This is a genomic window from Nonomuraea sp. NPDC005730, from assembly GCF_040630865.1.
Lineage (GTDB): Bacteria > Actinomycetota > Actinomycetes > Streptosporangiales > Streptosporangiaceae > Nonomuraea.
In genome coordinates, this window is sequence record NZ_JBEXYK010000026.1 from 84,854 (window position 1) to 104,021 (window position 19,168).

Here is a 19,168-nt window from a genome sequence, read left to right on the forward strand (position 1 = left end):
CGCTTCACACGGGGGACGTCCATGACCGCGATCACCTTCGACCACGCCGCCACCGGCTACACCCTGGCCCAGGCCCGCCGCCTGGCCCACGCCGCCGCCCTGGCCTACAAGGACGAACCCGAGGTCCGAGCCACCGCCAACGGCTGGGGCTTCGACCGCGTCAGAAGCTTCCGCGTGCCGCACGCCGCGCCGTTCCCGCTGGAGGACACCCAGGCGTACGTCGCCGCCAGCGATCACATGATCATCGTCGCCTTCCGCGGCACCCAGCCAGAGGAGCTGCGCGACTGGCTCTCGGACGCCGACACCCTGCTCACCCCGTACACCGCCGCCGACGGCAACATCCACGCCGGCTTCTACCGCGCCCTGGACGTCGTGCACCCCGCCCTGCTGCACACCCTGGAAGAGTGGCACACCTCACGCCAGTCGCTGTGGTTCACCGGGCACAGCCTCGGCGGCGCGCTGGCCATGCTCGCCGCCGCCCGTACCCACTTCGAGGATCCCACGCTGCTCGCCGACGGCGTCTACACCTACGGCCAGCCCCGCACCTGCTGCCCCAAGCTCGCCGCCGCCTACGACCAGGCCTTCGGCGGGCGCACCTTCCGGTTCGTCAACAACAACGACATCGTCGCCCAGCTCCCGCCCGCCCCGCTGTTCCACCACGTCGCCGAAGAACGGTACTTCGACACCCACGGGAAGCTGCACGACAGGATGCCGACCGTGACCGGTCTGATCGACCGGTTCGCCGGTGCCACCGCCGACCCGCTGGCCCCCGGCGCCGACGGCATCCGCGACCACTTCATCAACGCCTACCTGGCCAGGTTCGACGCCGCCGAGCAGGCGGGGACCTCTCCGGCCGCAGGCCGGAAGGCGAAGTCCGGCCGCGGGGGTGCCGGCGCGCTGAACGGCCTGCTGCCCGAGTAGGCCCGGCGTCCTGGCCGGACGGTGACGACCGCCGGGTGCCGCCGAGCCTGCGACACCTGGCGGCCCGACCGCCGCCCGGCCGCCGCCCCGACGCCGCCCGGAGATCCCGATGGCGGTCACCGGGTGCTCCACAGTGACTTGACCCACTGTGTGTGACATTGAGGAGATCTTGCCGGCGAACGCTAAGGTAAGATCTCGTGCAGTCGCTCACGCCGGAAGACTTATCTCGGATCGGCCCCTATGGGCTGGTCGAAGTGCTGGGGCGAGGCGGTCAGGGAACGGTCTACCTGGGGCAGGGGCCGTCCGGCGAGCAGGTCGCGATCAAGGTGCTGCACGCCGATGCCGCGGCGGACGAGAACGCGCGCCGCCGGTTCCTGCGCGAGGCCGAGGCGGCCCGCCGGGTCGCCGCGTTCTGTACCGCGCGGGTGCTCGACACGGGCCTGGTGGGCGGGCGGCCGTACATCGTCAGCGAGCACATCCCGGGGCCGTCGCTCGACCTGCTGGTCAGGACCGAGGGGCCGCGTTCGGGCAGCGGGCTGGAGCGGCTAGCGGTGGCCACGCTCACCGCGCTGGCGGCCATTCACCGGGCCGGGATCGTCCACCGCGACTTCAAGCCGCACAATGTGATCATGGGCCCTGAGGGGCCCGTGGTGATCGACTTCGGGATCGCCAGGGTGACCGCCCAGACGGCCACGTACAGCGTGATGGGCACCCCCGTCTACATGGCGCCGGAGCAGTTCGGCGGAGCGCCGATCACCCCGGCGGCCGACCTGTTCAGCTGGGCGGCCACCATGGTCTACGCGGCCACCGGGCGGCAGGCCTTCCGCGGGGACACCTTCCCCGCGATCATGCACGCCATCATGACCCGCGAACCCGACCTGTCCTCGGTGCCGCCGGAACTGCGTCCGGCGCTGGCGGCGTGCCTGGTCAAGGACCCCGCGGCCCGGCCGGGCGCCGCCGCCCTGGTACGCCGCCTGACCGGCGACGAACCTCCCGTCCCACCGGCGCCGCACGGGCCGACCGGATGGAGCGTCCCTCCCCGTCCTCCCGGCGACGGCGACGGCGGCGGCCGGTCGAAGAGGATCGGCCTGGCCGTCGGCGCCGGAGCGGTCGCTCTGGTGCTGGTCGTGGTGGGCGTACGAGCCGTGGTCAAGAACGCGGTACGGGGAGCGCTGTCGAGCGGCAGTCCCTCCACCGCTGCCTCCTCCCCCCAGCCGAGCCCCTCTGACACACCGACGCCTTCCCAGGCGCCTTCCGAGGCGCCTTCGCAGACGGCTTCGGATAAGCCGCGCGAGGACCCGTTCACCCCCGCCGACCTCGACAAGGAGAGCACGGACCCGACCCCGATCACGGCCGACGCCCTGCTCCCGCAGTCCTTCACGAGCGCCATGGGGGTGCGTTTCAGCCGTAAGGCGGCCGGGGTGGAGGACTGTCCGAGCCCGTGGCCCGTCGCCAGGGTCAAGTCCGCCCTGCGCAAGGCGCGCTGCGACGACATGGCCGTGGGCGCCTACGTCAGCTCGGGCGCCCCGAAGGGACGCATCATGGTGACCGTCTGGGTCGTCCCGCTGAAGGACTCGGGCCGGGCCCGCGCCGCGTACGGAAGGCTCAAGAACGTCTACGCGCAGGAGTGGGGCATCCGGTGCCCACAGACGGGTCCGGGGTCGACCGGCATCTGCTACACGTCGAACTGGTGGGACGTGCAGCTCTACTCGTGGACCGGGCAGCGCGGCCGGTACGTGATCCGCACCCTGGCCGTCTACACGAACCTCACCCGAGCCGCCAGCGCGGCCAAGTGGCTCAAGGACGCCTCGCGCGCGGCGTTCAAGAAATCGGGCCCCCCGGTTCACCAGAACGGACAGTGAACGACACCGACGGCCTACGTGCGCATAAAGATCAGATCCGAAATGTCAAGATCACTTGCTGCTCAAAGCCATCTCCAGTCTCAGCCGATCTCTCCGTTAACTCCGGTCTCTTGCTGGGCGACGTTGATCGCGTAAAGATCCCCACGCAAGGAGCTGCCATGATCCGCGCACTCAACCAGCTGGGAGACCGCCTCCTCGACAAACTCCTCCCCTCGGCGAACGCCTCGGCCGCGTGCTGGACCGACTGGTGCTGCCAGGGCAAGTTCTGCCGGACCTGCTGCTACCACGACTCCAGCGGCACGGTCAGCTGCGGCAGCTTCGACTACTGCTGACGACCCCTCCCGATCTCCCATGACAGCCATGCAGTACGTCGCGCTGGCCTGCCGGGTGGCGCTGGGCGTGGTCTTCCTGGTCGCGGTGGCCGGCAAGGTGCGCGGCAGGTCCGCGTTCGCCGGGTTCCGCGGGTCCGTGCGCGGCCTGGTCCCCCTGGGGCCGCGGGCCGTCACGGTGCTGAGCGGCGCCGTCGCCCTGGCCGAAGGGTGCGTCGTGGTACTGCTGGCGATCCCCGGGACAGTGCGGGCCGGCATGATGCTGGCCGGCACCGTCCTGGTGGGATTCTGCGCCGGCATCGTCAGGGCGACGCGTTCGGGCTCCACGACGCCGTGCCGGTGCTTCGGCGCCGCCGGGACGCCGCTCGGCCGCCGCCACCTCGTCCGCAACGCCGGGCTGCTCGCGCTCGTCGCCGCCGGGCTCGTCCCGGGGCACGCCGCGCCGCATCCGGCGGGCGTCGCCCTGAGCGTGCTGGCCGGCGGCTTCCTCGCCGTCATCGTGATCTTCTTCGACGACCTCGCCGACCTGTTCGCCGCACAACCGCGTCACCCCTGAGGAGCCCGCATGCCCTATCTCGTCGCCGCCGTCGTCATCGTCGGACTGCTGTGCCTGGTGAACCTGGTGCTGACCCTGGCGGTGATCCGCCGCCTGCGGGCGCACACGCTGCGGCTGGCGGAGCTGGGGCCGACGCGTCCCCCGACGGTGCAGCCGGGCACGACGATCGGCGAGTTCAGCGCGACCACCGCCGACGGCGGGACCGTGTCGCGCGCGTTCTTCTCGGGGGTCTCCGTGGTGGCGGTGTTCTCCACCGAGTGCGCGTCCTGCCACGAGCTGCTGCCGGAGTTCACGTCCTACCTCGCCGACACGCGTCCCGAGCGCGTGCTGGCCGTGGTGACGGGCGACCCGGACGAGGCCAGGCGGTTCACCCGTGAGCTGACCTCGGCCACCGTCGTCGTGGAGCCGATGGGCGGCCCGGTGAGCAGGGCGTTGCAGGTCTCGCAGTTCCCCAGCTTCTTCCTGGTCGACGGCGACGCGGTGGTCGTGGCGGCCGACACCGCCCCGGGCAGGCTGCCGGCGGTCACCCGCCGATGACCCCTCCCGCCGGGCCCGGCGGGGCCGCCCGGGGACGCCGGGTGCGCGCGGCCGTGGCGCTCGCCTGGCGGGCGCACCCGGCCGCCGTCCTGGGGTCGGGGATCGCGGTGCTGCTCATGGGCCTGGTCCCGGTGGCCGCGGCGTGGCTGACCAAGCTCGTCCTGGACGGCCTGGCCGCCGGGGCGGGGCCCGCCGAACTGCTGCCGCCCGGCGTGGCTCTCGGCGTGACCGGCCTGGCCGGCGCGGCCCTGCCCGCGGTCGCGGAGTACGCCCAGGAGCAGCTCCGCCGCGCGCTCCAGGTGCTGATCCAGGACCGGCTGTTCCAGGCCGTCAACGCCCATCCGGGGCTGAGCCGGTTCGAGAACCCGGCCTTCCACGACCGCGTACGGCTGGCGCAGGAGGCCGGTCAGAACGCGCCGCAGCGGATCGTCCGCTCGACCCTGGGGATCGCCCAGGGAGCCGTCACCCTCGCCGGGTTCACCGCGGCGCTGGCCGTGCTCGCGCCGGGGATGATCGTCGTCGTGGTGCTCTCCGCGATCCCCTCGGTCCGCGCCCAGCTCGACCTGTCCAGGCGCCGCGCGGGCATGATGTGGGGCGTCAGCTCCAGGGCCCGGCGGCAGATCTTCTTCGCCGGGCTGCTCACCAGCCCCGACGCGGCCAAGGAGATCCGCCTGTTCGGCCTCGGCGACCTGCTGCGCGGCCGGATGCTGGCCGAGCTGCGCGCGGTCAACGCCGCCGAGCAGGGGCTCGCCCGCCGGACCCTGCGTACTCAGGGCGCGTTGTCGCTGGTGGGCGCGGCCGTAGCGGCGGCCGGGCTGCTCTGGGCGATCATCGCCGCCGCGTCGGGCGCGCTGAGCGTCGGCGACGTCGCCGTGTTCGTCGCGGCCGTGGCCGGGGTGCAGTCGGCGCTGGCGTCGATCGTCGGCCAGTCGGCGGACGCGCACAACGCGCTGCTGATGTTCGGGCACTACCTCGACGTGGTGGCCGACCCGCCGGACCTGCCCGTGCCGGGGCGGCCGCGGCCCGTCCCGGCGTTGCGCGAGGGCATCGAGGTGCGCGACGTCTGGTTCCGGTACGACGAGGCCCATCCGTGGGTGCTGCGCGGGGTCGACCTCTTCGTCCCCCGCGGCGGCTCGCTGGCCCTCGTCGGCCTGAACGGCGCGGGCAAGAGCACCCTGGTCAAGCTGATCTGCCGGCTGTACGACCCGGTGCGCGGGTCCATCCTCTGGGACGGCGTCGACCTGCGCGAGACGGACCCCGCCGAGCTGCGCGGCCGTATCGGCGCGGTCTTCCAGGACTACATGTCCTACGACCTGACCGCGGCCGAGAACATCGGGCTCGGCGACGTCGCGGCGATCGGCGACCGGGAGCGGGTCGAGGCCGCCGCCCGGCTGGCCGGCGTCCACGAGACGGTCGCCGGGCTGCCGCGGGGCTACGACACGCTGCTGAGCCGGATCTTCTTCGGCGACCGGGACGACCCCCAGGCCGGAGTGGTCCTGTCCGGCGGTCAGTGGCAGCGCCTCGCACTGGCCCGCGCCCTGATGCGGAAGGGCCGCGACCTGCTCGTGCTGGACGAGCCGAGCTCCGGCCTGGACGCGCAGGCCGAGCACGCCATCCACCAGAGCCTGCGCCGCCACCGCGCCGGAGGCACCAGCCTGCTGATCTCCCACCGGCTGGGCGCGGTCCGGGAGGCGGACGTGATCGTCGTGCTCGCCGAGGGCCGGATCGCGGAGCAGGGCTCGCACGCGGAGCTGATGGCGCTCGGCGGGGAGTACGCGAGCCTGTTCACCCTCCAGGCCCAGGGCTACGAGCCGACCGCCCCTCAGGGCTCACGGGCAGGCGACAGCGCCCGGACGACGACGCCGAGCACCCGGTCGAACGGCACGTAACCCCACACCCGCGAGTCCTCGCTGACCGGCCCGTCACCCAGGACCACCAGCCGGCCCGCCGGGACCGGGTCGCCGGGCGACGCCCCCACCCGGCCCGCGACCTCGGGCGGAACCGGGTCGCCCGGCACGGCCACCGCCCGCTTGATGAACCACATGGCCGCCCCCGGCGCCGGCAGCGGCCCGGTACGCCACTCGCCCCCGGGCGGCAACGTCTGCAGCACCACGACCTGACCGCGCCCGACGCCCGCCCCCGTCGTCCGGCGCACGAGCACCCGGTCGCCGGTGCGGTAGGTCGGCAGCATGCTCGCCCCGCTGATCCGGACGATGACCAGGCGCCGCCGGGCGACGACCAGCCCGGTGGCGAGGGCCGCGATCGGGGCCAGCAGGATCAGGACACGCCGCACGACGCCCTCCCAGGTCGATCAGCACCGGAGACTGCCGACACTAGCGCCGGATCTGCCCGCCGGACAGCCCGTGCCGCCCGCCGAAGGGGCTGCTCACCTCGCGGCCGGCTGCCTGGCGGGCTCGGGGTGGCCGGGATGGTCGAGACCGGCGGTGAGCTGGTCGATGGCCGTATCGATCCGACGTCCGAGCAGGGCGGTGTCCGGCGGCCCCGCGGCGGCCGCGGTCTGCCGGAGCCACTGGTCGAGGACGACGCGCAGCGCCGTCAGGGCCGCGGCCGCGCACAGCAGGGGATAGCCGGTGTCGCCGGGACGTCCGGGGGCGGGGTGGCCGATGTGCTCGGCGATCGCCTCGGCCAGGGCCTGTTCCTGCGCGGCGAGCACGGCCAGTTGCTGGGGCACCAGCGTGGGCGCCGACCGGACGAGCTGCAACGCCCGGACGTGCTCGCGGCCGGCGGCGTCGCTCTCGTTCATGACGGTCAGCACGGCCTCGCGGAAGGCGCGCAGGACCGGCTCGGTCCGCGGCCGGGCCCTGAACCGGGCGATGAGCTCCTGCGCGGCGGCGGCCAGCGGGGCCACGACCGCCTCCTCCTTGCTGGAGAAGTAGTTGAAGAACGTGCGCAGCGCGATGTCGGCCTCGCCGGCGATCTGCTCGACGGTCACGTTCTCGACGCCGTGGCGCAGGGCCAGCCGGAGCGCCGCCTCGCGGAGGGCGGCGCGGGTGGCCTGCTTCTTGCGTTCGCGGCGGCCGACGGCCGGCGACGCGGGCTTCCCGCCGCCCGATGCGAGCTGAACCACCCCGGCCTCCTCTGCCACGGTCCTCATTATGGGCTCCGGCAGGCACCGCACCTGATCAGGACCAGGCGACGGGCAGGGAGTGCACGCCGAAGATGAGCATCTCGTTGCGCACCGGCACCTGGTCGGCCGGCACCGCCAGCCGCAGGTCCGGCAGGCGGGTGATCAGTTCCTTGAGGCCGATGCGCATCTCCACCCGGGCGAGCTGCTGGCCCAGGCACTGGTGCACGCCGTGCCCGAAGGCCAGATGCGGGACGCGGGCGCGGTTGACGTCGAAGCGGTCGGCGTCGGGCCAGTGGCGGGGGTCGCGGTTGACCTCGGGCGTGGCGATCACGACGGTCGCGCCGGCGGGGAGGTCGGCGCCGCCCAGCGTGACGGGCTCGGTCGTGACGCGGCTGACGCCGAGCTGGATGATGCTCAGGAAGCGCAGCAGCTCCTCGACCGCGTTGTCGACGAGGGACGGGTCCGCCCGCAGGGCGGCGAGCTGGGCGGGGTGCTCCAGCAGGGCGAAGGCCCCGAGTCCCAGCATGTTGGCGGTGGTCTCGTGGCCCGCGCCGAGCAGGACGAGGGCGACGTCCACGAGCTGGGCGTCGGTCAGCGGCGGGTCGGCGTCGTGGACGAGCCCCGACAGCAGGTCGTCGGCCGGCTCGGCGCGCTTGGCGGCCACCAGCCGCTGCATGAACGCGTAGAGCTCGACGCCCGCCACGGCCCGCTCCTCGTCGGTGGCGTTGGCGTTCAGCCCGACGGAGGTGCGTTCCTGGAACTCGGCGCGGTCGGCGTAGTCGACGCCGAGCAGCTCGCAGATGACCAGGGACGGCAGCGGCAGCGCGAACGACGGCACGAGGTCGGCCTCCGTGCCGGCCGCCTTCATCGCCTCGATGTGCTCGACCGCGATCTCGGTGACCCGGGCCTCCAGCTCCCGCATGCGCCGTACGGTGAACTGGCCGGTCAGCAGCCGGCGGATGCGGGTGTGCTCGGGCGGGTCCATGAACACGAAGAAGCCGTCCTCGCGGCTCTCGACGGACGGGCCCGCCGGGAGGGCGCCGGCCGCCTGCTCGGTCACCTCGTGCGGCTGCAGCGACGTGGCCTCGCGGTGGCGGACCCGGTCGGCGCTGAAGCGGGCGTCCGACAGGACGGTGCGGGCCTCGTCGAAGCCGGTGACCAGCCACGCCCGCGCGCCGTTGAGCAGCTCCACGGGCCGGACCGGGTCCTGGCCGCGCCGCTCCCGCAGGCCCGGCGGCGGGTCGAACGGGCATCCGCCGCGCTCGACCAGGTCGGCGGGCAGGATCCGGCGCATCGCCGTGGGGCTCGCGCCGGGGGAGTCGTCGGTCAGGCTGCGGTCGCTCATCGGCACGTCCTGTTCTCTCGGATGCGGGCCGTTCCACCCTACAAAGATGCACGACGCGCATCAATGCACGTTGTGCATCTCCATTCGGACGCCGGATCAAGGTGTGTCCGCGGGCCCACGGGGCAAAGGCACGCATCCGACAGCTCACCCGCACGGGAGGAACGTGATGACGCGACAGCCTGTACGAGCACTGGTCGCAGCACCGGTTGCGGGGACGGCGTGAGCGGTAAGGGCTCGCAGGAGGCGACCTACGCGGCGCTGGCCGCCAACCTGGGGATCGCCGTCACCAAGTTCGTGGCGTTCTTCTTCACCGGCTCGTCCTCGATGCTCGCCGAGGGCATCCATTCCTTCGCCGACTCCGGCAACCAGGGGTTGCTCCTGCTCGGCCAGTCCCGCGCCAAGCGCGGGCCCACCCCGTCCCATCCCTTCGGCTACGGGCGCGAGCGGTACTTCTACGCCTTCCTGGTCTCGGTGGTGCTGTTCTTCGGCGGCGGCCTGTTCGCCCTGTACGAGGGGTACGAGAAGATCAGCCACCCGAAGCCCCTGGAGAGCTGGCCGTGGGCCATCGGGGTGCTCGTGGGCGCGATCGTCATGGAGGGCCTGTCCCTGCGCACGGCGGTGCGCAACGCCAACCGGGCCCGCCGCGGCCGGTCGTGGGCGCGCTACATCCGCGAGGCCAAGGCCCCCGAGCTGCCCGTGGTCCTGCTGGAGGACACCGCCGCCCTGCTCGGGCTGGCCTTCGCCCTCATCGGGGTCACGCTCGCGCTGGTCACCGGCGACCCGGTCTACGACGGCATCGGCTCGATCGCCATCGGCGTGCTCCTGATCATCGTGGCCGTCACCCTGGCCACCGAGACCAAGAGCATGATCATCGGCGAGTCGGCGTCGCCGGAGGTCCAGCGGGCCATCGAGGAGGCCCTGCGCGAGGACGACGCCGTCGCCTCCTTCACCCGCCTGCGCACCCTGCACCTGGGCCCGGAGGAACTGCTCGTCGCCGCCCGCGTCACCGTCGCCGACCAGGGGGACGCCGTGGCCGAGGCGCTGGCCGAGGCCGAGCGGCGCATCCGCGAACGCGTCCCGATGTCCACGGTCGTCTACCTCCAGCCCGAGTCCTGACCCGCCCGCCACTGCCGGACCCACGAGCGGCCGTAGTCGTTGCCGTGCGGCGTGCGCAGCACGGTGTGGACGTGGAACGGCTTGGGCGTGTCGTAGTCGAGGAAGACGCCGCGGTGGTGGTCGAGCTCGGCGACGATCACCGGTGACTGCAGCCGGTAGTAGAAGACGTCGCCCGGCTGGTGGCCGCCGATCCAGCAGAACCAGGTCTCGTCGAGGTGCGCGGCTATCTCCCGCAGCCGGGCGGCGCGCGGCCCCGCCGGGAGCAGGCCGACGAACGGCTCCGCGACGGCCAGCGCGTGCTCCCGGGCCGCCGCGGGCATCGCGGCGACCCGTACCCCCTCGAACGGGATCACGCGGTTGTCCTGGAACGCCCCGGCCAGATGGCGTTCGTCCCCCGGATGCACCCGTCCCTCGGGCATCGCCGGGTCGACCATGCGCTCGTAGAGGACGGCCTGCCGGCGCTGCTCCTCGGGCAGGGCGGCCATCAGCCGGAGGCCGCGGGCGACCCGGTCGGCGAACAGGTCGCGCAGGCCGGCGTGCGGACCGGCGTCGATCTCGTCGGGCTCGGCGCCGAGGAACACCGGCGACAGCGCCATGCGGCCCTCGACGACCAGGCAGTTGAGCGCGCAGTGGTGGCCGTAGAGCTGCCAGCCCCAGGGGGCCCGCGGGCCGGGCGTGCCGTAGAGGGCAAAGTTGTAGCTGAACTCGTTGAGTATCGTCTCCAGGCCGACCACCTCGCCCAGGAAGCCGTTGACCCGCATCACCGCGCGGACGAGCCGGCCGCCCTCGGGCGAGAGCGAGGCGGCCACCAGCGCCAGCGCCTTCTCCCTGACGGCCGGCGGTCGCAGGTCCAGCCGCAGGCCGGTGTCGAACTGCATGAACTCCGGATTGGCCCAGGTCTGCCACGCCACGGCGTCGACCTCGTGCGAGAGGCGTTCGCGGTCCTCGCCGTCGAGGCAGGCCAGCAGGTCGCGGGCGGCCGACACCATCGCGGCGACCGGCGCCTCCTCGCCGGGGGCGGCCGGTGTCAGCGGGTGGAGGCCGTCCCGGAGGATCCCGTCCTCGGTGACGCCGCGGAAGTCGTTCCCGTACAGCGGGGTCCAGCCCTCGATCAGGCCGCCGGTGAACGTCCCGGGTCTCCTGGCCAGCTCGCGGTAGGCGTAGGGGTCGAGGCCGCGTACGCCGGCCAGCCGCGGGTGGTCGTGCGGGAACAGGTACTGGCGGTACTCGCCGGGCATGAGGGCTCTCCGGTCTGTCTCAGGCGGTGGTGTTGTGCCGGGCGACGGCGGCCCGTACGGCGCTCTCGTCGCCGGCCGCGATCGCCTCGACCAGGTCGGCGTGGATCTGGTGGCGCAGCTCGCGGTAGCCGGCGCCGGCCGCGTCGTCGGGGCGCGGGGACGCGGCGCCCAGATGGCCGAGCGTGCCGATGTAGACGGCCCGGGCCATGGCGTTCGGGCTGATGGCGGCGATGCGCTCGTGCAGGGCCCAGTTGGCGCGCATGAAGGCGTCCCAGCCGGGCGCGGCGCGCAGCCGTCGCAGCAGGCGGCGCAGGTCGGCGACGTCCCGGCGGGTGCGGTGGCGGGCGGCGCCGACGTCGATCAGCTCCTCCAGGTGGTCGCGCAGCTCGACGGCGTCGGCGATCGTGCCCGGCTCCTCGGTGACGCCGAGCAGGGTGTGCCGCAGCCGTACCACCGGGCCGGGGTCGGCGACGAACAGCCCGCCGCCGCGGCCCGGCCGGATCTCCAGCACGCCCCGGTCGCGCAGCAGCCGGACGGCCTCGCTGACCGTCGCGTAACCGAGACCCGTCTCCGTACGCAGCGACTCCAGCGTGCCGACCGTCTCGCCGGGGACCAGCCCGCGGGACCTGATCCGGTCGTCGAGCGCGGCGGCCAGCCGCTCGGCCCGCGTACCCGCGCCCTGCCCGAGCGCGGCGGCCGGTTGTCCGGGCGAGGGGTGGTAGGGCATAGTCCGGATCCAACCACAAAACCTGCGAACCTTTGGCAGGTTTTCGCCGCCGTGAGGAGATGAGCGATGAGGATCGTCGGGATCCGCCGGAACGCCGCCGGGGGCGTCGAGGCGGGCGCGTTGTCGGCCGACGGGGCCGAGGTCACCGTTCTCGCCCCGCTGGAGCGGTTCTGGGCCGGCGCGGCCGCGTTCCTGGCCCGCGAGCCGGCCGGTGAGCGGGTCCCGGTCGCGTCGGTCACCCTCGTGCCGCCGGTGCTGCCGGAGGCCCGGGTGATCTGCGTCGGGCTGAACTACCTCAGGCACGTCGCCGAGGGCTCCTACGCCGGGGAGGGCGTGCCGCCGCACCCGACGCTGTTCGCCCGCTGGACGCGGTCGCTGACCGTGGGCGGCGTCCCGGTGCCGGTGCCCTCGGGCGAGGACGGCCTGGACTGGGAGGGCGAGGTGGTCGCGTACGTCGGCGCGCCGCTGGTGGACGCGGACCCGGAGGAGGCGCTGGCCGCGGTCGCCGGCTACTCGGTCTTCAACGACCTCACCGCGCGCAGGGCGCAGAAGCTCACCAGCCAGTGGATCCTCGGCAAGAACGCCGACCGCTCCGGCCCGCTCGGCCCGCTGGTGCCCGCGTCCGAGGTCGGTGACCTGCGTGCGGGCCTGCGGGTGCGGACCCGGGTGAACGGCGAGGTCGTCCAGGACGGGCGTACCGACGAGATGGTCTACGGCGTCGGCGACACGCTCGCCCTGATCTCGCGCACGTTCACGCTGCGGCCCGGCGACCTGCTGGCCACCGGCACGCCCGCCGGGGTCGGCTACGCGCGCACCCCGCCGTGGCTGCTGCGGCCCGGCGACGTCGTCGAGGTCGAGGCCGAACGCCTCGGCAGCGTGCGCAACCCGATCGTCGGCAACGACGCGCGGGCGCTTACCGTGCCGGAGGAGTGAAGTCTGGCTCGACGGCCGGCACCGGGCCGACACTGGGGTGGTGGAGACACGACCTGTCCGCGGCGGGGCGGGGCGGCCGGGACACCGGTTGCGCTTCGGCCCGGCCGCCGAGGGCATCGAGCGGCTGGCGGCCTCGCTCGTCGGCGAGGCGTTCGCGCCCCACCGCCACGACACGTACGCGATCGGCGTCACGCTCGCCGGTGTGCAGACCTTCCGCTACCGCGGCGAGCTGCGGCGATGCCTGCCGGGGGAGTGGCACGTCCTGCACCCCGACGAGCTGCACGACGGGGCCGCGGGCACCGACGCGGGCTTCGGTTACCGGATCTTCTACATCGACCCGTACCTGATCCAGGAGGCGCTGGGCGGCCGGCCGCTGCCGTTCGTCGCCGACCCGGTCGTGCGGCCGGAGGGGATGTCGCCGGCGCTGCTCGCCTGGCTGCGGCACCTGGACGAGCCCCTGGAGGAGCTGGCCCGGCTGGAGGTGGCGCTGCTGGTCGCGGCCGCCCTGGAGCGCCACGCCGACGTCCCCGTCCGGCGGCGGCGCGACCCCCTCGCGGTCGAGGCGCTGGCACGGGTGCGCGAGCTCATCGCCGCCGACCCCGCGACCCGGCACCCGGTGGCCGAGTTCGAACGCGTCTCCGGGCTCGACCGCTGGACGATCGCCCGCCAGTTCCGCGCCGCATTCGGCACCAGCCCGACCCGGTTCAGGACGATGCGGCAGCTGGACGTGGCCCGGCGGGCGATGCGCGGCGGCCTGCCGCTGCGGGAGGTTGCGCTGCGGGCGGGCTTCGCCGACCAGAGCCACCTGACCCGCATGTTCAAGCGCGCCTACGGGCTCACCCCCGGCGAATGGACCGCGGCCCTCACCTTGACGCCCGGCGAATGGACCCCGGCGCTCACCTGACGCCCGGCGCGTCCATCGCGGCGCTCACCTGGCGGCCGTCGGTCCTGGCCTCGATCGCGCGGACCACGGCCACCATGTCCAGCGTGCCGTGCCCGAGCGCCAGGGTCTCGGCGAACAGCGCGTGGCAGACGTCGATCAGCGGCGAGGCCACGCCCGACGCCCGCGCCGCCCCGGCGATGAGCCGGTTGTTCTTCAGCACGTCGGCGATCGCCGCCTGGGCGACGAAGTCGCCGTCCAGCAGCTTGCGGACCTTTCCCCGCGACACGTCGCTGGCCATCGGGCCCGAGTCGAGCACCTGGGCGAACCTGTCCAGGTCCAGGCCGTGCCGGGCGGCGAAGTGCGCGGCCTCGGCCAGGCCGCTGACCATGGTGATCAGGAAGATGTTCACCGCCAGCTTCATCAGCAGCCCGCCGGGGACCGGGCCGCACGCGATCGTCCCTGCGCACATCGGCGCGAGCAGGGGGCGTACCTCCTCGACCGCGGCGGGCTCACCGGCCAGCATCGCCAACAGCCGCCCGGCCTCGGCCGGGCCGCGCGAGCCCGACACGGGCGCCTCGACGTAGTCGCCGCCGGCCGCCCGCACCGCCGCGCCCAGATCCGCCGAGTACGCCGGGGACGTCGTGCCCATGTGCACCACGATCCGCCCCGCGACCATGGACGCGAACCGCGGCGTGCCGCGCCCGAGCACCGCGTCCACGGCGGCCTCGTCGGCCAGCATGAGCAGCACCACCCCGGCCTGCGCGAACACCTCGTCCGGGCTCGCCGCCACCCGCGCGCCGGCCGCCCGCAGCGGCTCGCACCCGGCCGCCGTACGGTTCCAGACCACGACCGGCGTGCCCGCCCGCACCAGGTTGAGCGCCATGGGCCGGCCCATGATCCCCAGTCCGATGAATCCCGTTCCGGCCATCCACCCTCCCGCTCTCCGTGTCCCGCCGCCACCGTTGTAGCGGCAGGGACGGGCTCCGGTCTTGAACGGTTGTGCGGCTCCCGCCGGTGTCAGGGCGTGGTGACGTCGAGGTCGACGCTGGAGACGCCGAGCACGCCGTCGATGTCCAGCAGCTCGGTGATCAGCTCCCCGACCGGCCCCGCGCCCTGGACGACGAGCCAGATCGAGATCGACTCCCGGTCCTTGCCCGGGTGGTCACGTTCCAGGGTGAGCTCGGCGATGACGAAGCCCCTCTCGCTGCACAGCGCCAGCACCCGCCGGAGCGCGCCGTGGCGGTCGAGGTAGGTCAGGTGCAGGCGGGACTGGGCGTACTTCGAGCGGGGCAGCCGGGCGCTGAGCGGGGTGAAGGCGAACAGGACCAGGAAGTGGCCGGCGGTGACGGCGACCGCCAGCAGCCACAGTCCGGCCCCGGCGGCCATGCCGACCGCGCAGGTCAGCCAGACCACCGCGGCGGTCGTGAGGCCGCGCACCGCGTCCCGGCGGACGAAGATCAGGCCGCCGCCGATGAACCCGATGCCCGACACGATCTGCGCGGCCACCCGGGAGGGGTCGAGCGTGACGTGGTCGCCCAGGACGTCGGCGAAGCCGTACTTGGACACCAGCATGATCAGCGCGGAGGCGAAGCCGACCAGCGTATGGGTGCGCAGGCCGGCGCTCTTCTGGCGGACCTCGCGTTCGAGCCCGATGGCGGCCGACAGCAGCAGGGCCAGGCCCAGTTCTCCCAGCTGGGTCCATCCTTGCCCGGCCAGTGCCGCCGTGGCGAACGCCGTCCCCATTTGCCCAGATGTCCCCGGCGTGGGCAGGTCTCACACCTTCGCCGAGACAAGTTAGTTGCCTGACTTAGTTTCTGTGCTACTGTTCTTCTTAGTCAGGCAACTGACTAATGACTGAGGAGAACCACCATGATCGTTGTCACGGGTGCCACCGGGAACGTCGGCCGCACACTGGTCCGCCTGCTCGCCGAGCAGGGCCACGAGGTCACCGCCGTGTCGCGCCGCATCACCCCGTCGGACGTGCCGTCCGGCGTGCGCGCGGTCGCCGCCGACCTGTCCCGTCCCTCCGCCGACCTGCCGACCACGTCGGACGCGGTCTTCCTGCTCATCGGCGGCGACCTGATGATGTCCGGGGACCCGGCCCGCGTGGTGGCCCCGTTCGCCGGGGCCGGCAGGATCGTCCTGCTCTCCTCCCAGGGCGTGGCCACGCGCCCCGACTCCGCCTCGCACGGCAAGTCCTTCGCCGCCTTCGAACACGCCGTCATGAACTCCGGCGCCGAGTGGACGATCCTGCGCTCGGGCGGCCTGGCCTCCAACGCCTACGCCTGGGCCCCGTCCGTCCGGTCCGGTCGTGCGGTGGCCGCGCCCTTCGGCGACGTCGGCCTGCCGATCGTCGACCCGGAGGACATCTCGGCAGTGGCCGCCGCCGTCCTCACCGAGCCGGGCCACGCTGCCGCGACGTACGAACTGACCGGTCCCGCCCGCACCACCCCGCGCGAGCGGGCCGCGGCCATCGCCGAGGCCATCGGCGAGCCCGTCACCTTCACCGAGCAGTCCCGCGAGGAGGCCCACGCCCAGATGCGCACGTTCATGCCCGCCCCCGTCGCGGACACCACCCTCGACATCCTCGGCACCCCCACCGTCCGCGAGCGGACCGTCAGTCCCGACGTCGAGAAGATCCTCGGCCGGGCCCCCGGCACGTTCGCGGGCTGGGCCCGGCGCAACGCCGCCGCCTTCCGCTGACCACCGGCGGCGAACGCGGCCCAGCGCGTACGGCGAGCCGGGCGCGGCGCGGTGGGCGCGCTGCGGGAGGGCGTGGCCCGGTGGAAGGCCGTCGGTTTTGTCGGTGGCGGGTTCTACGGTGGTCGGCATGACCGACAGTGACACCCCCTGGGAGCCGCCCATCGCGGGCAGCGAGGCCGAACAGCTGCTCGGGGCGCTCGACCGCCTCCGCACGACCTTCCGCTGGAGAGCCGACGGCCTCGACGCCGAGGGGCTGCGGGCCCGCGTCGGCGCCTCCGCGCTCACCCTCGGCGGCCTGCTCAAACACCTGGCCCTGGTCGAAGACCACCTGTCCACCGTCAGGCTGACCGGCGCCCCGCTCGGCGAGCCGTGGGAGTCGGCCGACTGGAACGGCCCCGACTGGTCGTTCACCTCCGCCGTGCACGACAGCCCCGCCGACCTCTACGCCCTGTGGGACGACGCGGTCGAGCGCTCACGCGCCCGGATCGGCGCGGCGCTGGCCGACGGCGGCCCGGCGCGGCTCGTCCACCTGTCCTGGCCCGACGGCCGCCACGCCAGCCTGCGCCGCCTGCTGTGCGACCTCATCGAGGAGTACGGCCGCCACACCGGCCACGCCGACCTCCTCCGCGAGGCCGTCGACGGCCTGGTGGGCGAGGACCCGCCGGCCGGTTGGAAGCCCCGGGGCGCGGCCGGACAGGGAGATCCCTCGCCGCACGGCTCCCTCACGGCCGATCGGTAGGTCTGCACGGGCTCGCACGGCTCGCGTGGTCTGCACGGGCTTGCGTGGTCTGCACGGCTCGCGTGGTCGGCACGGGCTCGCGCGGCTCGCGTGGGTGCGCCGGGGAACTGCCGGGAACGCCGGAGAAGCCGGTGACGGCGGTCGTCACCGGCTCCGGGGCTCGGCCCGTCAGGTGATCGGGCAGGTGTCGCGGTACTCCTCGATCGCGGTCCCGCGCGGGGCGGGGCACAGGAACTGGTCGTAGCGGGTGTCGTCGTCGACGAACCGCTTCAGCCAGGCCACCATCGACTTGGCCATCGTGGTGTTGGTGACCTGCGGGAAGAAGTGCGAGGCGCCGTTCAGCTCCAGGTACGCCTTCTCCACCGACGACGGGATCGACTGGTAGAACGGCTCGGAGTGGGTCGCCACCGGCGCGATCGTGTCGGCCTCACCCCCGATGATCATCGTCGGCACCCGGAGGCCCGACCAGCTCTTGGTGAGGTTCCACGGCGCGAGCGGCACCGCCGCCTGGAGCGACGGGCGCGCGTCGGCGGCCTCCAGCGTGCCGCCGCCGCCCATGGAGTGACCGGCCACCGCGAGCCGGGACGGGTCGATCCTGCTCCGCACCGCCGTCGGGCTGCCCGAGGTCAGGTAGTCCAGCGCGGCCAGGAGCTGACGGCCGCGACTGGCCGGCTGGTCGTAGATCGTGGTGGTCTCGATGCCGATCACCACGAACCCGTGCGAGGCGATCCGCGGCCCCAGCCAGGCGAGGCTGGACCAGGTCGCCGTGTAGCCGGGCGAGATGGCGATCGCGCCGAAGGTGCCCTGGCTGGTGTCGGTCGGGTAGTAGACCGTCCCGCCGCCGAAGCCGGAGACGCTCAGCCGCGAGACGCTGAGTTCCGCGGTCGCGAACGGGCCGCGCGCGGCTTCCAGGACCGCGCCGGTCGGGTCGGGGCCGCGCTCGTACGGGCCGGCCGCGTGGGCGGCCGGAGCCGTCGCGACGCCGCCGGCGAGCAGCGTGACGGCCAGGGCGAGCTTGGTGAACGTTCGCGCGCCGAAGTGGGGGGTGGAGAGCTGCACGTCGTCGAACTCCCTGCTCATCGGGGATGACTGCTGTCTGTCGCCATTGTCGGGACCCGCAGTCAGCCGTGCATCGGTGAAATCACCGGTCTCGTGCCGCGCGCCGCCCGGCTCAGGCGCTCACGCCGAGGTCGCCGGCGGTCACCGGGGCGCGCGGCGGACGGCCCGACACGTGCCGTTCCAGCTCGTCGAGCGCGCTCTCGCTCAGCCGCCGGGTCTCCGAGCCGAGCGAGCCGGCGACGTGCGGGGTGAGCATGACGTTGGGCAGGTCGTACAGCGGCGAACCGGCCGGCAGCGGCTCGGGGTCGGTGACGTCGAGGATGGCGTCGATCCGGCCGGCCACGCACTCGCGCTCCAGCGCGGCGGTGTCCACGACCGAGCCGCGGGCGGTGTTGATCAAGGTCGCGCCGTCGCGCAGCAGGGCCAGCTCGGCGGCCCCGATGAGGTGACGGGTGGCAGGGAGCGCCGGGACGTGCAGGGTGAGCACGTCGCAGCGGGCCAGCAGCTCGGGCAGCGGCACCAGGCGGGCGCCGGCCGCACGCACCTCGTCCGCGGCCGCGTACGGGTCGGCGACCAGCACCTCGGCCGGCTCCAGCACGCGCAGCAGGTCCACGACCCGGCGGCCCGTCCGCGAGAAGCCGACGACGCCGACCGTCCTGCCGCGGTTGGACAGCTCGCCGCGGCGGGCCAGGTAGGACCGGTCCTCGCGGTGCAGGCGCGCGTCCTGGGCGAGGAACGGGGCCTTCTTCCCGGCGAAGACGATCGCGGCCAGGGTGAACTCGGCCACCGGGATCGCGTTCTCGGCGGCCGCGGTGGTGACCAGGAGGCCGCGGCGCCAGACCTCGTCCGTGACGAACCCGCGGACCGAGCCGGCGCAGTGGAAGACCGCGCGCAGCCGGGACGCCTCCGCCAGGCGCTCGGCGGTCAGCGGCGGGCAGCCCCACGACGTCACCAGCACGTCGGCCGCGTTCAGCGCGCGCCGCGCCGCGGGCGCGTCCAGATCGGCGGTCGAGACGGGATCGCCGACCTCGGCCAGCTCGCGCAGCCGCCGTAACTGCGGCTCGCGGAACTGCTCGGCGAAGCTGGCGGGGTCCATGACGAGCAGGGCACGCGGACGTCGTACGTTCACCTG

The 19,168-nt window shown here is 73.9% G+C and carries 20 protein-coding genes; 11 read left to right on the forward strand and 9 right to left on the reverse strand.

Features of this window, described 5'->3' with window-relative positions; genetic code table 11:
- Positions 1-21: 21 nt before the first annotated feature.
- From ABZ444_RS27310 to ABZ444_RS27335, 6 genes are all read left to right on the forward strand, one after another.
- A complete protein-coding gene (locus tag ABZ444_RS27310; protein WP_358002485.1) occupies positions 22-921 on the forward strand; it encodes a lipase family protein in 900 nt (299 codons plus the stop codon).
- A gap of 197 nt (positions 922-1,118) precedes the next feature.
- Positions 1,119-2,783, forward strand: coding sequence for a protein kinase (locus tag ABZ444_RS27315; protein ID WP_358002488.1), 1,665 nt, complete (start codon positions 1,119-1,121; stop codon positions 2,781-2,783).
- Positions 2,784-2,941: 158 nt separating this feature from the next.
- Positions 2,942-3,115 carry a hypothetical protein gene (locus ABZ444_RS27320; RefSeq protein WP_352318817.1) on the forward strand — a complete coding sequence of 58 codons (174 nt, stop codon included), beginning with the start codon at positions 2,942-2,944 and terminating at the stop codon, positions 3,113-3,115.
- A 19-nt stretch (positions 3,116-3,134) separates the two neighbouring features.
- Positions 3,135-3,668: a MauE/DoxX family redox-associated membrane protein gene (locus tag ABZ444_RS27325; RefSeq protein WP_358002491.1), complete on the forward strand. Its 534-nt coding sequence runs from the start codon at positions 3,135-3,137 to the stop codon at positions 3,666-3,668.
- A gap of 9 nt (positions 3,669-3,677) precedes the next feature.
- Positions 3,678-4,205 (forward strand): TlpA disulfide reductase family protein, encoded by a 528-nt coding sequence (locus ABZ444_RS27330; protein ID WP_358002494.1) that lies wholly within the window; start codon positions 3,678-3,680, stop codon positions 4,203-4,205.
- Entirely contained in the window at positions 4,202-6,094 is a 1,893-nt protein-coding gene (locus ABZ444_RS27335; protein ID WP_358002497.1) for an ABC transporter ATP-binding protein, read from the forward strand. The genes ABZ444_RS27330 and ABZ444_RS27335 overlap by 4 nt, the downstream gene beginning before the upstream one ends.
- Here the strand turns inward: ABZ444_RS27335 and ABZ444_RS27340 are convergent.
- From ABZ444_RS27340 to ABZ444_RS27350, 3 genes are all read right to left on the reverse strand, one after another.
- A complete protein-coding gene (locus tag ABZ444_RS27340) occupies positions 6,028-6,498 on the reverse strand; it encodes a S26 family signal peptidase (protein WP_358002500.1) in 471 nt (156 codons plus the stop codon). The two genes, ABZ444_RS27335 and ABZ444_RS27340, sit on opposite strands and share 67 nt — an antisense overlap.
- Before the next feature lie 93 nt (positions 6,499-6,591).
- Positions 6,592-7,293 carry a TetR/AcrR family transcriptional regulator gene (locus ABZ444_RS27345; protein WP_358002502.1) on the reverse strand — a complete coding sequence of 234 codons (702 nt, stop codon included), beginning with the start codon at positions 7,291-7,293 and terminating at the stop codon, positions 6,592-6,594.
- A gap of 55 nt (positions 7,294-7,348) precedes the next feature.
- Positions 7,349-8,638, reverse strand: coding sequence for a cytochrome P450 (locus tag ABZ444_RS27350; protein WP_358002505.1), 1,290 nt, complete (start codon positions 8,636-8,638; stop codon positions 7,349-7,351).
- A gap of 219 nt (positions 8,639-8,857) precedes the next feature.
- Between ABZ444_RS27350 and ABZ444_RS27355 the strand changes: the two genes are divergently transcribed.
- Complete coding sequence (locus ABZ444_RS27355) at positions 8,858-9,754, forward strand: cation diffusion facilitator family transporter (protein WP_358002508.1); 897 nt, start codon at positions 8,858-8,860, stop codon at positions 9,752-9,754.
- Here ABZ444_RS27355 and ABZ444_RS27360 read toward each other — a convergent pair.
- Together ABZ444_RS27360 and ABZ444_RS27365 are read right to left on the reverse strand one after the other, a co-directional pair.
- Positions 9,733-10,992 carry a DUF3500 domain-containing protein gene (locus tag ABZ444_RS27360; protein ID WP_358002511.1) on the reverse strand — a complete coding sequence of 420 codons (1,260 nt, stop codon included), beginning with the start codon at positions 10,990-10,992 and terminating at the stop codon, positions 9,733-9,735. The genes ABZ444_RS27355 and ABZ444_RS27360 overlap by 22 nt on opposite strands.
- Before the next feature lie 19 nt (positions 10,993-11,011).
- A complete protein-coding gene (locus tag ABZ444_RS27365) occupies positions 11,012-11,719 on the reverse strand; it encodes an FCD domain-containing protein (RefSeq protein WP_358002514.1) in 708 nt (235 codons plus the stop codon).
- A gap of 66 nt (positions 11,720-11,785) precedes the next feature.
- Here ABZ444_RS27365 and ABZ444_RS27370 point away from each other — a divergent pair, with 66 nt between their 5' ends.
- Entirely contained in the window at positions 11,786-12,652 is an 867-nt protein-coding gene (locus ABZ444_RS27370) for a fumarylacetoacetate hydrolase family protein (protein WP_358002517.1), read from the forward strand.
- A 40-nt stretch (positions 12,653-12,692) separates the two neighbouring features.
- Positions 12,693-13,556, forward strand: a complete 864-nt coding sequence (locus tag ABZ444_RS27375) for an AraC family transcriptional regulator (RefSeq protein WP_358002520.1) — start codon at positions 12,693-12,695, stop codon at positions 13,554-13,556.
- Here ABZ444_RS27375 and ABZ444_RS27380 read toward each other — a convergent pair.
- Both ABZ444_RS27380 and ABZ444_RS27385 read right to left on the reverse strand, forming a co-directional pair.
- Complete coding sequence (locus tag ABZ444_RS27380; protein WP_358002523.1) at positions 13,549-14,463, reverse strand: NAD(P)-dependent oxidoreductase; 915 nt, start codon at positions 14,461-14,463, stop codon at positions 13,549-13,551. The two genes, ABZ444_RS27375 and ABZ444_RS27380, sit on opposite strands and share 8 nt — an antisense overlap.
- A gap of 89 nt (positions 14,464-14,552) precedes the next feature.
- Positions 14,553-15,278 (reverse strand): MgtC/SapB family protein, encoded by a 726-nt coding sequence (locus ABZ444_RS27385; RefSeq protein ID WP_358002526.1) that lies wholly within the window; start codon positions 15,276-15,278, stop codon positions 14,553-14,555.
- A gap of 126 nt (positions 15,279-15,404) precedes the next feature.
- Between ABZ444_RS27385 and ABZ444_RS27390 the strand changes: the two genes are divergently transcribed.
- Both ABZ444_RS27390 and ABZ444_RS27395 read left to right on the forward strand, forming a co-directional pair.
- Positions 15,405-16,238 carry an NAD(P)H-binding protein gene (locus ABZ444_RS27390; RefSeq protein WP_358002529.1) on the forward strand — a complete coding sequence of 278 codons (834 nt, stop codon included), beginning with the start codon at positions 15,405-15,407 and terminating at the stop codon, positions 16,236-16,238.
- A gap of 127 nt (positions 16,239-16,365) precedes the next feature.
- Positions 16,366-16,977 carry a DUF664 domain-containing protein gene (locus tag ABZ444_RS27395; protein WP_358002532.1) on the forward strand — a complete coding sequence of 204 codons (612 nt, stop codon included), beginning with the start codon at positions 16,366-16,368 and terminating at the stop codon, positions 16,975-16,977.
- A 168-nt stretch (positions 16,978-17,145) separates the two neighbouring features.
- Here the strand turns inward: ABZ444_RS27395 and ABZ444_RS27400 are convergent, their stop codons facing one another.
- Both ABZ444_RS27400 and ABZ444_RS27405 read right to left on the reverse strand, forming a co-directional pair.
- Complete coding sequence (locus tag ABZ444_RS27400) at positions 17,146-18,057, reverse strand: alpha/beta hydrolase (RefSeq protein ID WP_358002535.1); 912 nt, start codon at positions 18,055-18,057, stop codon at positions 17,146-17,148.
- A gap of 91 nt (positions 18,058-18,148) precedes the next feature.
- Positions 18,149-19,165 carry a hydroxyacid dehydrogenase gene (locus ABZ444_RS27405; RefSeq protein ID WP_358002539.1) on the reverse strand — a complete coding sequence of 339 codons (1,017 nt, stop codon included), beginning with the start codon at positions 19,163-19,165 and terminating at the stop codon, positions 18,149-18,151.
- Between the last annotated feature and the right edge of the window lie 3 nt (positions 19,166-19,168).